We start from the raw sequence: 12443 nt of genomic DNA, 5'->3' as shown, positions 1-12443 counted from the left end.
TAGATTACTCATGTTATACCCCTGAAACTCAGGGGTTTGAATCACGCAGCCGAGATGACGGCAACCAAATTAATGGGTCCAGAACCTAGCGCGATGCTAGTTGCAGCTATCCTGCGATATCAGCAAACATCAGAAAGCTGGAAGTCGTATCGTATCGCTAGAGAATTTCTTCTTGCGGATCATGTTGGCTACCTCAATGCCATCCAATGTTGCGGAAGCCGATCCGAAAGACTTGAACCAGCACATGTGCCGTACGCGCCGTTTGATATATCTGCGGTCCTGTTCAGTAAAGTTGTTCAAATATTTGGACCTGATCGTCTGTACTTTGGCTTGATTGCCGAACCAGTTCAGCACTCTGTTTTGTGCTTAACTTCGAACTCTTTGAGGACATCGAACAAGGATGCAACGTCAAAGGCGATCAGGGCCAACTCGGTGTCCCATCGGATGAGTCCCACGCAGACGCCTGCACCAATGGTATCGCTTAGAACGGTCAGGTCGGGTTCAGGCACTTGGGGAGCCACTAGTCCTTCGACCGAGAGAAGTTGCTCAAGCCTGTTTTGCTGGAAATCCCTTAGATCAGAGAGCAAGCCTTCTGGGCCATTCGCGTGCTCTGTCCGCTCCATGCCAAACTGCAAGGATGCTAATGTAAGATTCTGCAACCTACGTAAGACGACATTAAGCATTGAGCCGTGGTCATTGGGATTAGCCACACTAAGAATTCCTTGACGGATTGCCGCGACCGATACCATTCCGGAAACACCGTACAAATCGGAACGCAATGGTCCTGGGATCAAAGCGAAATCAGACGCGGGGCCAATTGCGTCGGTGAAACTAACGATCAGATTCACGATGTCGTCGGAATTCACGATAGGCGTCTGGTCAATGATCTCTTGAAATCCCGGATTACTGCAGTCCGAAACTAGAACCACTCGGCGGCCTGTGACCTGCAATTCCAGAATGTTCTCATCGGATACGAACCTCAGTGTTGTCCCAAGCACAGCGTTTTCGATTTCACGCAGAATTGCGGCCATGGGATCAGCAGCCTCCAACGGCAGCCTTCCATTTAGAAACGGAAAGCGGCATGTCGCTAACTTAGACAAATTGCCTTGAAAATCGGTCAAATCAGGCATCGGGTTTCTCCGATTTGACCCGAGTTCTGGATCAACATGTCCCACTCGTCTGCGTCCAAAAGCTGAAACTCTGTGACACAGTTGCCGCTGTCTTCGACGTTCAAGTGCAGTGACATTAGAACCGAGGTCCAGGGGTTAACGTCCGATAGCTGCAGACCCGGCTTGCCCGCCATTGCATTGACTAGGAATGTTTTGTCGGATTTGATCTGGCTGATGAAAGTAATCTCAGGCATAAAATTCTCAAGATCGCGTGACATCGATCGCAGTTTCTTTAACGTGTTTCGACCGCCGAGGCTTGCAATATCTAACAGTCTTTCTTTGCTAAACTGAATGTAGCTGCTGAGATCGTTCAAGGGGCCCAAACCATCATTCAGCAAGACCTGAGCTCCAGTAGCATTTTGATCGGAACTGACTTGACTACCTGTCCGCACAACCATGGACATAACCATCACCATCTTTAACACACATGATGATTTTAAGGTTCAATAGGTAAGTAATATGACTATATCGGGGCATCTTTCGTATTTTCTGAGATCTTGACGCGAGATAATTCTCTCTTTAGCTGAATTGTGGCCATGATGGTCTCGGTCACATCTGCCCGTTCTGCTTCGATCCGGAACAGCTCAACCAGGTCTACAAGCTCGCGCAGCATCTGGAATGCCCCCCGCATGTTCACGTCATCCGACCACGCGTCCAGATCGAGTTCAATCTCTTCCAGAACCTTTGCCATTTCGGTCAGAAAATCAGAGTTTGAAAATACGCTGCCTAATGCGGGAGAGTCACTCAATCGGGACAGTTTGTTAATTGCGTCATCTAAGTCGGGGGCCGGAATGGCATCTGGAATAGGACTAGCGGCAAGTGTTGGTTCCCCCACCGGCCGCGTAGGATCGGTCACCGTATTTCGAGCATCTTCAATACTAGCGTCGTCGGGACCCAAAAGGCCAACCTTACCTTGCAGGAACAGTTCAGCCTGCCCCGTAGCGTGCTCTCTCGCCGCGTCAATGTCGCGCCTTAGAATCGAGATCAGTTTGTGCCCGCCTGATGCACGAAACAGGATCTTGTCCAAACTAGAGCCCGACCGGGCCTGCGAGGCGTCCTCAGGTGAAAGGCAAACAAAGTCCAGAAACTCAGACCCAAATTCAGCGCAAAGGCGCGCTTCGGTTTCATCGCGCTCGCGTCCCGAGTTGATCGAAACCAGGATTGCGTGATCCTTCAACTTATTGGGCATCTGTGCCCAAACCCGTTGATCTGTATGATCAAAATCATGGGTACACCAAATCGCAATATCTGTTTGCAGGGCTAGCCATTCAATAGATGCACCTGTTAGATCCGCTGCCGCAGTGGCCAAAACAGATATCTTCGTCAGGGCCCTCAGAGGCAAAGCCAAATTCACTTCAGTGGCATCGGTTTCTGCCAATGCAATTAGATCGAAGGGCGATGGGTAGTCGACCTTTGCTCCGTCACGCTTCACAACCGTCAATTCTTCTTGCACGGCAAAGCTTAGGCGAACGAGGTCGCACATGACGGTCTGCGGGAGCACGGCTTGCCCTATTATAAAATTTACCAGGTTGGCCCGATCGAGATACGTCGGAGCCAATATGGAAACGCGAATGGGTCTTGTGAGTGCTGCCAGATGCGCGCGTGCACGCGTCGCAACGTCTGCGTTTGCTCCGCCATTTGTCGCGGCAGCCTGCAGACGCGAGTGAAGGTCTAGCTGCGGGCATGATGGACTATTCATCTTACACGCCATTCCAGCAGGGTACCGACGACAAGGTCAGAGAAAATCAACCACGTCCTCATCGTCATCTCCCACAATCCAGTTGAACGTCTTGTCGCACAACGCTTTGAACATCATTGTTGTTTCTCCGATAGATATGCGATCACCGTCGTTCAATTTTTCGGTCGAGATGATTGGTTTACCCTGCAGGCGAACAAGGTTTGTCTTGCCGCCGTGACCGAGGAAATAGCCGTTCTCTTCGGGGTCATAAGCAATCGCGGCGTGATTGTCGCGCGAGACCGCCATATCTCCGAAATCCAGACAAATGGTCTGATCAGGGTTACGGCCGATCCGGGACAGCCCGGATCGAAGTGTGAATGCGTAGCCCCGACCGGGACCACTGACAATCACAAGCCACCCTACCGGCAAGGTTTGTTCAGGTTCAGGCGCATTATCCGGGCTGAACAGATCCTTGGTTGTACCTTCGGATGTGTCAAACCCGATCAGACGCGTACGCGTGTCGCGCGGGTTGGCGCTGACGGGTTTGGACACAGGTGCGGAGACAAGCTCTTCCATTGGTGTCTCGGTCATCCGCTGGAAAGGCTCCGCGCCAACATTCGGAGCGATGTCAGCGACACCGACCGCGCCAACCGAATGGTTAGGAGACATCAGACGCTGTCTCAAGTTCCGGGCGTGTTGGTCGGTGTCGTCTTGTGGTGTAGTTGATATTGCAGATGATGCGTCTTCAGCAGGCAGCACCGACTCGGTTGCAGGCCTGCGGCGACCGTTCACTAAGGTATCGAACATACTCATATGCAACATCTTTCCTTTAAGAACTGGCCGTTAGACCAGTTCGGTTGATACGTCCTGCAGAAAGTCGAGCAGGCTGTCGGGACTGACCGCTTCAGGGTTGACGGAATTCGATGGAAAGTACCGCAGGAAGATACTACGTGTTTCGCCTTCCATGCCTTCGTGGTGGCCCATCGACCAGGTCGGGAAAATCCGCTCGCGCACATCCTGACATGAGATCAAGATGATGTTCAGGTGCCGTGGGTCGGCAGAGATCCGATGATAGATCGAGCTGACCTCGGCGCGTCCGCCTTCCAGAACCTGCAGGAAGTAGTTGCCGTTAAAGTGAAGCATGCCGGTGACGTTCATTGCTGCGTTATTGCGTTTACAGACTTCCAGCAACTCGCCCAGATTCAGGCTCATGGATGGGTTGCGCTGGCTGTAGTAGATGAGACGAGTAAGATTCATTTTTCCACTCCGTTGAGAAACAGGTTTTCATTCGACGCGGCAGCCGTTGCCGGGATTGGATCAACGGGCCGGGTCTTGTTGCGGTTCTGTGTTGTTGGTTTGAAAGGCACCGTACCCGAAGGGGCCGACTGTGCCGGACGCCGTTCGACTGGTTCGAGACGCCGCCGCGTAGCAACCCGGCTCGAGGGCCCTTGATCGCGCAAAGCACGACGTTTGCGCTGTCGTTCGCGTTCCAGTTCCAGATGGGCGCGGCGCAACTCGCTGCGGGCTTGATGCGCGCGGCGATTGGCTGTCAGAAGCTCTTTCTGATAGGCTCCGACGAGGTCGGATTGCACCCTGTTGATGCCCTTACGACCAGACCGGTAAAGCGCCAGCAAAAGGATCACAAACGCACCCAGCATCAAATAGTCAGGCAGCGGCGCTTCGAAGGCCTGAATATCTGCAAGCAAAGCCTTGGCCGGTGCTTCCAGTTGGGTGATTTGTTCAAGTATTTCCATAACTTCGACCTCTTTTACTGAACAACAAATTCGATTGACTGGTCCGAGGCGCTGGCCACTTGTAGGTCGGCATCAGGATTGCTGCTGTCGACGACAGCCAGGTCCAGGGTCCATGTTTCAAGGTTCCAGCTGACGCGCAGATCGGCGATTCCGGTGCCCGCCAATTCAAGGCTGCCAATGACTTGCAGACCTGCGTGCGAGCAGTCCAACGTGGTCTGGACAAGCTGGCTGACGTCATTCACCCGATTGTTCCATTCAGGGCCTGAAAGCGTTGCTGCGTGCAGCGACACCAAGCGTGACTCAATCCTTTGGATACAGTAGGGATCGTTCGCGTTGTCACCAACCATGGCCAGGAGGCGGCCTTCCTTTGAGGGCTCTGCCGGGGGTTCGATGGCCTTGGCGACGGGCGCTGTTTCAACCGGCGCTTCAGCCACAACAGCGGTTGTCTGTTCTATCACAGGGGCCGGTTCGGCCACGGGTTCCGCAAGTGCGACCGGCCTTTTTGATAAGTCCAGGACGGGTGCGGTGTCAGAGTTTTCTGAATTATTGAAGAATTTGTTTAACGCGGTATTGCCCGGTGTCACCCCAAGCGAAACGATTGCAGCCACGGTCAGCAACCCGGTTGCCACGATAAAGTTCGGCCCGCGACCCTTTTTGGCCTCGGCGTTTTCTGCAAGTCGGTTGGCTCGAGCCAGTGGCAAGCCAGCGCGTTTGCCGGGAGCACCATCCATTTGGCGTGCCTTAGACATCATGCTTTCCTCTGAAATCTGAACAAAACGCTGCCGTTATTCGCTGCCAGCTTTTTGACATCGATGTTCATACCAGCCGCGACTTCGGTCAAAGTCTGCTCGTTATCCACCAGCGATACCGGTGAATTGTCGTCGGACAAAATCAGGTCTAACCCAAGTTCGACAACCATCTGCTGTAAAACGCCTTGAAGGCGATGAGAATAAAGGATCATTTTCAGTGTTTCCGGTTGCTTGCTGTTTCATCTGAAAATGATGCTGGATAGTGTCATAATTGAGAAAAATGAGAGGCAATTACCAACAAAAGAGGGGTTTTATTGTGAATACCTCTTTTTTGGTGTGCTGAGGCACTGAAAAATTAGAATTCTTTCGGGCACCTCTCATGCTTTGGGTTTTGCTGAGTCTCGTGGGCAAAAAAACCGGACCTGAGGCCCGGTGTTTCTTTTTGGTTTTGTCGCTGGATCATGGGACCGATGGCTCAAAAGATCACCCCTGAACAGTGCTTTCGATCCAGACCTCGACCCGCCGGTTCTTAATCCGTCCTTCGTGCGTTAGGTTGCAGGCTGCGGGTGCAATTTCGCCATATCCGACTGAGGATATTTCGATGCCCGGAATCTGATCCGCCGCTTCGATGTTCAAGTAGGCTGCAATCCGATTGGCCCGGCGTAGAGACAGGCGCCTGTTGCTGTCAAAGGTTCCGACATCGTCGCTGAAACCGACCAGTTTGATCTTGGTTCCGCGCGGTTGATCCTTGAGGAATTCCACCAAACGGGTAAGTTCTGCAGCCCCGCGACCATCCAATCGAGAGGAACCCGAACGAAAGTGAAAGGTGCTGGACAGGCGATCAAACTGACCCGCTGTTTCCAGCATTTCATCGACAATACCTTGCTCATACGCGCCAGTTCTTGACGCGCGCAGGGTTTCACCACGCAATCCAGCCATGTGTTGCGGTAGCCTGCCGACGCTAAAGCTGGTGAAGCCAGCGACCGAAATCGCATCCTCGGCTTCTTCCGACTTGGCAAAATTCAGCAGACCCCGCGCAATATCGTTGTCCAGATCGCCACGGTTATACAGATAGACCCGACGCACGAAGGGGTATTCCTCAGTCTTGGCGTAAAAATGACTGGGTTCTGTTACTACGCCACAAGCGTCGATGATATTCATCGCTTTGGTGCTGCGCTGCACTCCGAACGGCAGGAAGCTGATCGCGCCGGGATTTTCGATGACCTGCGTTGCGGCTTCAATGTCGGTACCCACCGCCGTAATAGCTGAAGGTGTGATGTCCGTGCCATCGAACAAGACAGATTCAAATAGCTCGCGCGAGGCGGTTTCGGTGCCGCGACCGATAACCTGAATCTGCATGTCAGGGCCATTCAACTGGGACCAGTTGGTTATTTTGCCCAGATAGACATCGCGCAACTGGTTCAGCTCAATCGCTGAAACCGGGTTATCCGGATGGGTCACGATTGCGATGCTTTCCAGCGCCAGCAAATGTTCCTGACCAACAGATGTCATGTTGCCCGCACCACTGGCGGCAAGGCCGCGTGCTTCTTGGCTCTCAATGCGTCGGGTCGACATGCCAATTTCGGCCTCTCCAGTTTCCAACGCATCAAAGGCGTCTCTGGAATCCGAGGGGATCACAAGGACGCTGTCCAGATCATCCCCGAACGCTTCGGCGGTGACGAGGTTAAGCAGTTTGTTCTGGCTGTTGGGAAGAAGCTGCGTCGAGATGTCATTGCCTGCATGCGCCGCATACCCGGCTATCAATAGGGGCATCAACTCGGTCGCTATGACACCTGATCCAGCGATCCGCAGGCTGACATCGCTGGTGTCGATTGTGGGGCAGCCTTCACCATTGCAACTCACCCGATCGGTGCTAACGCGCATCTCGCCAATGGGCGTTTTGATCAGATAGTGACCGTCAACGAGGTCCAGAAATTCGCCGGACAAACGCAGCGATCCATCGGGGGCTGATAATTCCACTTGTCCTGCTGCGGCAATCGTTGGCAGGGCACTGGCGATGGCAATGGCGCTTGCAACGCTTTTGCTTAGCTTAATGATATTCGTCATAGTCAGATCTCCGTCTTCTATGGTTCGCAGTCGGGGTGCGCGACGCTCGCTTCGGCGCGCCCTATGCTTGGGTCGTTCGCTTCGTGGCTTGGCATATTACAGCGCCATGGCCTGATTGATGATGTCCGGTGCCTCTTCGATATCCGGCACCAGCGCTGCCAGAATGGCATCCTCTTCGGCCGACCGATGGACAGGCTGGGTTTCAATCTGTCGTTCGGTTTTTGGCTCGTGGGACATCTCGGGCATTTGGTCGATTTGCAGCACCATGACCGAGATATTGTCTTGTTCGGGCATTGCCGCAGCTTCGACCGCAGACATCAAGTTTTGGGTCGCCTTGGCGCTGCTTCTGGCCGCCGTTTTGTTGGCTAGTCTCAGTATTGTGCCGTCGGTCAGGGTCTGCAGACCATCGCTTGCCAGAATCAGGATATCGTCCGGCTCAAGAGTCATGGGCGTTTCCGGACAATCGATCCGCGGAATTTCCTGACCCAGCACCGCCGAAGTCAGGCAATTCCGGTCCGGATGTAGTGCGGCAACCTCAGCGCTCAGCTGGCCTGACGCTACCATGGCGTCAATCTGCGGCGCCATCGAGTGATCTTCGTTCAGTTTTTGGATTTCACCATTGCGAATCAGGTAAAGGGGGGAATCCCCGACAGACAGCCAATAAAGCTGATTGTCACGTATAACGGTTGCAATCAGAGTCGCCCCCATCCCTTTTGAATCGGGGTTGTTCTTGATGAAATCTGACATGGCCATATTGGCCTCTTCCACCGCTTTTTTTAACAAAGCGGGAATGTTGGCGTCGTCGGATTTCAAGATATTCCGGCGCATTTTCAACGCGGCAAACACCTGGCTGACCACCAATGCGCTGGCCATATCGCCCGAGGCATGCGCGCCCATTCCATCGGCAAGCACACCGATGCCACAGGACTCGCACACTGGGAAATCCGCCACAAGACAGTCTTCCTGATAGTCGCGTGCACCGACATCAATTCCGGTTGAAACGTCGAAACACATTTTAGAACTGGCTTTCATCGCCGTCCTCCATATGGCTGGTCATGTCCCATTGGAACGCGGTGTCACACAGCGCTTTGAAGCGCAGTTTGGTGTCTCCAATCTGAATCTCTGCGCCGCTTTGGATCGGTGTTGTTTTTGTGACCGGCGCACCATTCATGCGGACCAGGTTGGCCTTGCCACCGTGACCCAGAAAAAACTCGTTGGTGCTGGAGTCGTAGACAATGGCCGCGTGGTTATCCCGTGAAATCGATCTGTCGCCGAAATCCAGACAGACCGCCTGATCTTTGCCCCGTCCAATCGTCGAAAGGCCCGCCATCAAGGGAAAGCTTTGACCGCGCCCCGGCTCGGTCGTTACGACCAACCAGCCGACGGGTATATAGCTTGGGCGTTCGACGCTTTGCTCGGCCTCTGGCGGCCCGAAGTCTTCTGGCCTGTTGCGGGTGTCAAATCCGATCAGCCGTGTCTTGCCCACGTTTTCCTGCGGACGCGAAACAATGGCGGGCGAGGTCGTCTGTGCCGTCGAAAAGGTGATCGGCTGTTCCATGATCGGGCTTTGCCACAGGTCATCGTTTTCAATCGGCAGAGACCGGCTGGGATTCGGGCTTCGGTTTTTGTCCTTCTTGAGAAATCGCATCAAGATGCCTCCGCCACGCGAATGCGAGTGATCATTGTCAGGCTCCTGTCTCGATGCGTTCAACCCACATTGTGCCCGCCCGGCTGACCGCCAGACGCACCTGACCCTGACCGGATGTGATTTCCTGTGCCAGCAATCGCGCCATTGTGGCCCCGTCCGAAATACGTTCGTTGTTGCCAACCATGGCCACCACCGTGTCGCCCGCCTTGAGCCCGCTATCGGTGCCGGGTGCAACATCGATGACCTGCGTCAGCCAGACAGAGCCATCAAAATGGGTCTGAAAACGAAACCCGTTCTTTAGGTCGGTCAAATAGATGATCGGCGCGGATACCTGTGTATAAAGGCGGGCACCCGTTTCGGGGACTTCGGCGACAACGCGGAAATTGATCTGCATGCCATCACTTTGCCTGGCCAGTGTTCTGAGCTGGACGTCAAGGTCGGTAGCCGGCGTGCCCTCAACTTCCAAAATACGGCTTCCTATCGGTAGTCGATTTTCCAGGCTCTGCGGTACTTGCAGGACGAAGTTTTCCTGATCTAGACGAAACGGCAGATCCAGCTTCCAGGACGCTTCCACCTCTCCATCCGCATAAGAATGAATGAAGTCCTGCAGGACTGGGTCTACTGTCACCTTTGTTGCTGCCGGCGTGTTTTCCGGAACAACAGCGGGCTGCTCGACGGGCACAGTCGCTGCGGGTGCCGTAGTTGAAACTGGAGTGACAGGCGGCCGAGTTTGATCGAGCGTCTCTACCGAAGCCATCTCTTGCTGAAGTAGGGGAGTTGTCTCTGCGGTGACGGTGCCGAGTTCAACCTGATCCTGGTTCAGTAGAAGATAGGCCGATCCCCCGATGATTCCCGCTGCAATGGCAATCGCCGATGCACGCGCAACCAACTCTGATGCGCTTTTGACCGGCTTGACTGGAGCTGCGGTCGCTCGGTTTGCAGGACGGGTGGATTTGCGGCGCGCAGATTTCAATTGCTTGGAAACGCGGCTTGAGATCGTTTTGACCGGAGTCTCCATCAGCAGAGACCACTCCGCTGACGTTTTCATCCGGTCTTTGGGTAGAATGGCCATGGCTTTGTCGATCGCGGCGCAAAATGCCTCATCATAATCCGAGGTCAGCTTGCCAAGCGGGATATAGGAATCCGGTTCTTTGGCCACATGCGCCGCGATCCGAACCTGGCTGTCCGGTGGGCGCTGTCCTGTGATCGCATGATAGAAGCTTGCCGCTAGTGAATAAAGGTCACTGCTAGGGTCCTGTTCACTGCCAGCGATATAAAACTCTTGGGGTGAATACCCGTCCTTGACCACGCGCAGGGCCGATAGCGCGCGTGTGGCTTTGGTGGCCTGATCCCGTGCTGCGCCAAAATCGATCAGCACTGGGGTCAGCTCATCGGTTACGATGATGTTGTCCGGAGAGATATCCCGGTGCAGCATTCCGGCAGTGTGCACAAATCCGATTGCATCCAGCAATTTACGAAGGATCGCGCGAACCTGATCTGGCCGCAAAAGCATGACCTTCTGTTCAATAATGGCAAGCAGATCGTGGCCCTTAACGAAATCGATCGCCATATAGGCGGTATTGTTCTCTTCAAAGACTTGGTGCACGCCAACGATATAAGGGTGTTTGAGTTTCGCCAGCGCTCTTGCTTCTTGCGAGAAGAGCCGAACAATTGAGCGAAGCTCACCGACATAGGCCTCGGACCGGGCCTCTATCTGGCGCCCGCTGCGGCGGCAAAACGACTGGGGAAAACACTCCTTGATGACGATCTGCCGATCCAAACTGTCTGTTGCCAAATAGGTGATGCCAAACCCGCCGGAGTTCAAATATTGCGTGATCTTGTATTGACCCCGCATCAACTCGGTGCCGGGCTGAAGTTCGTCCCCGGCCGTGTGGTAATCCTGCTGCCGTGCGTCATCAACCATGGTCTTCCTCACAATACGAAACTCTTTGCTCACAGAAGATGATTGAGCTCCAAATCAGGCGAGAAAATGTTAGATAGCGGTCAAATTTAAGAAAAAATCTCGCAAAGTGAGGTTCTCATCATCCAAATTTAGAACAAGTGCGCAGTACGCCCATGTTTTGGGAAAATTCAAAAGGAGGATTGGAACTACGACATAGTTGCGCGAAAAACTCTCTGACAGATTGTTCGTATCGCGCAAGCTTGGTAAATAGTCGTCACATTGATATCTCTAAATCATTCAAAAGGCGGGTCCGATGAGCGCAAAGGAAGTGGTATTTCTGAAAGAGGCTCTTTCATCCGAAGATGTCTATGGGCATGTCGGGCAAAGACTGCGCGGATTGCGGTCTGAAAAGCGTATGACACAAGCGGAAGTCGCGCGCCTCCTGGAAATCAGCCCTCAACAGTATCAGAAGTATGAAGATGCACAAAGCAAGTGCAGCTTGCCATACCTGATGAAGCTTGCCGCATTTTATCAAGTCCCTATTGAATCTCTTCTCCCACAATCTGAAAGCTCGACCAACATGCCGAGCCCAACGGCAGAAATTCCTGTCGAGGCAGACTTGCTGGCCCGTTTGGTTAGTTCATTCGTGAAACTCGCAGACGTGAACGAAAAGTTGAGGTTGGTACAATTGGTTGAAGCGATTGTCTCTGCCGAACAGAAATAGGGGACTCGATGGAACAAAGTGACTTTAAACGGTTTGTAAAGGATCGCGGAGAAGAAGGTGCAAGCGAAGCCATCGGTTCGCATTCAGCGGTTGTTTGCCTCGCTCAACCGGGCGTTCCTGTTATCTACGTGTCCGACGCATTTGAGTCCCATACCGGCTATCGGCTTGAAGACGTAGCGGGGCGTAGTCTCGGGCTACTGCAAGGCCCTGATACCGAGCCAGAAGCGATTGACCACTTCAGAAACCTAATAAAAAACGGCCAATCGGGAACAGTCCGCATCACAAATTATCGGAAGAATGGTGAACGTTTTGTCCATGAATGTGAGTTGCGCCCGGTTTTGGATGATGGGAAGAATGTGACACATTTCATCGCAATACAGAGACCGGTTTAGCGCTGGTTGTACCGAGAAGTCATACTTGCCCATGCTCCTTGCGATTGCAGGCCAAGTTCCGCAATCAACGTGGAAAGTTAACGGCGTTGCTGCGCAAATTGGTTTAGATCAGTTTGAGACAAGTGTTCGTTTTTCTTATAATCATCGACTGATGTTTTCGGCGATTCAACTGCTCGCGGTAATTCTTTCGCAAAATGGTTCCTAAAACAATTCAAGATCGTTCGTTAGAGGAAACCAACAATGGATAGTGAGCGTCTCTTGGTTTCACGCCTAGGTTCTGGACCCATTAATTTGGTTGCCGTCATCTCGGCTGCGTGATTCAAACCCCTGAGTTTCAGGGGTATAACATGAGTAATCTA

Annotated in this window: 15 protein-coding genes; 2 read left to right on the top strand and 13 right to left on the bottom strand. The window is 53.2% G+C overall.

The window, feature by feature from the left end; genetic code table 11:
- Positions 1-129: 129 nt before the first annotated feature.
- The 13 genes from ACR0JE_RS19375 to ACR0JE_RS19315 all read right to left on the bottom strand — a co-directional run bounded on the left by ACR0JE_RS19375 (position 130) and on the right by ACR0JE_RS19315 (position 10989).
- Complete coding sequence (locus ACR0JE_RS19375) at positions 130-354, bottom strand: DDE-type integrase/transposase/recombinase (protein ID WP_480544865.1); 225 nt, start codon at positions 352-354, stop codon at positions 130-132.
- On the bottom strand, positions 348-1130 hold the full coding sequence (locus tag ACR0JE_RS19370; protein WP_480865318.1) for a hypothetical protein: 783 nt from the start codon (positions 1128-1130) through the stop codon (positions 348-350). The genes ACR0JE_RS19375 and ACR0JE_RS19370 overlap by 7 nt, the downstream gene beginning before the upstream one ends.
- Complete coding sequence (locus ACR0JE_RS19365; protein WP_480865317.1) at positions 1118-1363, bottom strand: hypothetical protein; 246 nt, start codon at positions 1361-1363, stop codon at positions 1118-1120. The genes ACR0JE_RS19370 and ACR0JE_RS19365 overlap by 13 nt, the downstream gene beginning before the upstream one ends.
- A gap of 269 nt (positions 1364-1632) precedes the next feature.
- On the bottom strand, positions 1633-2652 hold the full coding sequence (locus ACR0JE_RS19360) for a hypothetical protein (protein ID WP_480547364.1): 1020 nt from the start codon (positions 2650-2652) through the stop codon (positions 1633-1635).
- A 252-nt stretch (positions 2653-2904) separates the two neighbouring features.
- Positions 2905-3660: an FHA domain-containing protein gene (locus tag ACR0JE_RS19355; RefSeq protein ID WP_480827803.1), complete on the bottom strand. Its 756-nt coding sequence runs from the start codon at positions 3658-3660 to the stop codon at positions 2905-2907.
- A gap of 30 nt (positions 3661-3690) precedes the next feature.
- Positions 3691-4104 (bottom strand): BLUF domain-containing protein, encoded by a 414-nt coding sequence (locus ACR0JE_RS19350; RefSeq protein ID WP_353011559.1) that lies wholly within the window; start codon positions 4102-4104, stop codon positions 3691-3693.
- Entirely contained in the window at positions 4101-4601 is a 501-nt protein-coding gene (locus tag ACR0JE_RS19345; RefSeq protein WP_480544870.1) for a hypothetical protein, read from the bottom strand. Before ACR0JE_RS19345 ends, ACR0JE_RS19350 begins: the two co-directional genes overlap by 4 nt.
- Before the next feature lie 14 nt (positions 4602-4615).
- On the bottom strand, positions 4616-5350 hold the full coding sequence (locus ACR0JE_RS19340; RefSeq protein WP_480865316.1) for a hypothetical protein: 735 nt from the start codon (positions 5348-5350) through the stop codon (positions 4616-4618).
- Positions 5350-5562, bottom strand: coding sequence for a hypothetical protein (locus ACR0JE_RS19335; protein ID WP_353011555.1), 213 nt, complete (start codon positions 5560-5562; stop codon positions 5350-5352). Before ACR0JE_RS19335 ends, ACR0JE_RS19340 begins: the two co-directional genes overlap by 1 nt.
- A 271-nt stretch (positions 5563-5833) precedes the next feature.
- On the bottom strand, positions 5834-7417 hold the full coding sequence (locus ACR0JE_RS19330) for a phosphate ABC transporter substrate-binding/OmpA family protein (protein WP_480865315.1): 1584 nt from the start codon (positions 7415-7417) through the stop codon (positions 5834-5836).
- 96 nt (positions 7418-7513) lie between these two features.
- The gene (locus ACR0JE_RS19325; RefSeq protein ID WP_480827800.1) at positions 7514-8449 is read right to left on the bottom strand and encodes a PP2C family protein-serine/threonine phosphatase; all 936 of its coding nucleotides are present in this window, start codon (positions 8447-8449) and stop codon (positions 7514-7516) included.
- Positions 8433-9065 carry an FHA domain-containing protein gene (locus ACR0JE_RS19320; RefSeq protein ID WP_480547376.1) on the bottom strand — a complete coding sequence of 211 codons (633 nt, stop codon included), beginning with the start codon at positions 9063-9065 and terminating at the stop codon, positions 8433-8435. The genes ACR0JE_RS19325 and ACR0JE_RS19320 overlap by 17 nt, the downstream gene beginning before the upstream one ends.
- A gap of 37 nt (positions 9066-9102) precedes the next feature.
- Positions 9103-10989: a serine/threonine-protein kinase gene (locus tag ACR0JE_RS19315; protein ID WP_480865314.1), complete on the bottom strand. Its 1887-nt coding sequence runs from the start codon at positions 10987-10989 to the stop codon at positions 9103-9105.
- Positions 10990-11281: 292 nt separating this feature from the next.
- Between ACR0JE_RS19315 and ACR0JE_RS19310 the strand changes: the two genes are divergently transcribed.
- Complete coding sequence (locus ACR0JE_RS19310) at positions 11282-11692, top strand: helix-turn-helix domain-containing protein (protein WP_480544876.1); 411 nt, start codon at positions 11282-11284, stop codon at positions 11690-11692.
- Positions 11693-11700: 8 nt separating this feature from the next.
- Positions 11701-12084: a PAS domain-containing protein gene (locus ACR0JE_RS19305; RefSeq protein WP_480544877.1), complete on the top strand. Its 384-nt coding sequence runs from the start codon at positions 11701-11703 to the stop codon at positions 12082-12084.
- Positions 12085-12443 lie beyond the last annotated feature (359 nt).

The sequence above is a fragment of the Ruegeria sp. H3 genome, assembly GCF_056533095.1.
This window is presented reverse-complemented; position numbering and strand designations above follow the sequence as displayed.

What these genes read in the sequence shown, in the direction of transcription:
- ACR0JE_RS19365 (WP_480865317.1), bottom strand. Translation starts at nt 1,363, where the DNA reads ATGCCTGAGATTACTTTCATCAGCCAGATCAAATCCGACAAAACATTC.
- ACR0JE_RS19370 (WP_480865318.1), bottom strand. Translation starts at nt 1,130, where the DNA reads ATGCCTGATTTGACCGATTTTCAAGGCAATTTGTCTAAGTTAGCGACA.
- ACR0JE_RS19330 (WP_480865315.1), bottom strand. Translation starts at nt 7,417, where the DNA reads ATGACGAATATCATTAAGCTAAGCAAAAGCGTTGCAAGCGCCATTGCC.
- ACR0JE_RS19325 (WP_480827800.1), bottom strand. Translation starts at nt 8,449, where the DNA reads ATGAAAGCCAGTTCTAAAATGTGTTTCGACGTTTCAACCGGAATTGAT.
- ACR0JE_RS19315 (WP_480865314.1), bottom strand. Translation starts at nt 10,989, where the DNA reads ATGGTTGATGACGCACGGCAGCAGGATTACCACACGGCCGGGGACGAA.
- ACR0JE_RS19305 (WP_480544877.1), top strand. Translation starts at nt 11,701, where the DNA reads ATGGAACAAAGTGACTTTAAACGGTTTGTAAAGGATCGCGGAGAAGAA.
- ACR0JE_RS19350 (WP_353011559.1), bottom strand. Translation starts at nt 4,104, where the DNA reads ATGAATCTTACTCGTCTCATCTACTACAGCCAGCGCAACCCATCCATG.
- ACR0JE_RS19310 (WP_480544876.1), top strand. Translation starts at nt 11,282, where the DNA reads ATGAGCGCAAAGGAAGTGGTATTTCTGAAAGAGGCTCTTTCATCCGAA.
- ACR0JE_RS19320 (WP_480547376.1), bottom strand. Translation starts at nt 9,065, where the DNA reads ATGCGATTTCTCAAGAAGGACAAAAACCGAAGCCCGAATCCCAGCCGG.
- ACR0JE_RS19335 (WP_353011555.1), bottom strand. Translation starts at nt 5,562, where the DNA reads ATGATCCTTTATTCTCATCGCCTTCAAGGCGTTTTACAGCAGATGGTT.
- ACR0JE_RS19360 (WP_480547364.1), bottom strand. Translation starts at nt 2,652, where the DNA reads ATGTGCGACCTCGTTCGCCTAAGCTTTGCCGTGCAAGAAGAATTGACG.
- ACR0JE_RS19355 (WP_480827803.1), bottom strand. Translation starts at nt 3,660, where the DNA reads ATGAGTATGTTCGATACCTTAGTGAACGGTCGCCGCAGGCCTGCAACC.
- ACR0JE_RS19340 (WP_480865316.1), bottom strand. Translation starts at nt 5,350, where the DNA reads ATGTCTAAGGCACGCCAAATGGATGGTGCTCCCGGCAAACGCGCTGGC.
- ACR0JE_RS19345 (WP_480544870.1), bottom strand. Translation starts at nt 4,601, where the DNA reads ATGGAAATACTTGAACAAATCACCCAACTGGAAGCACCGGCCAAGGCT.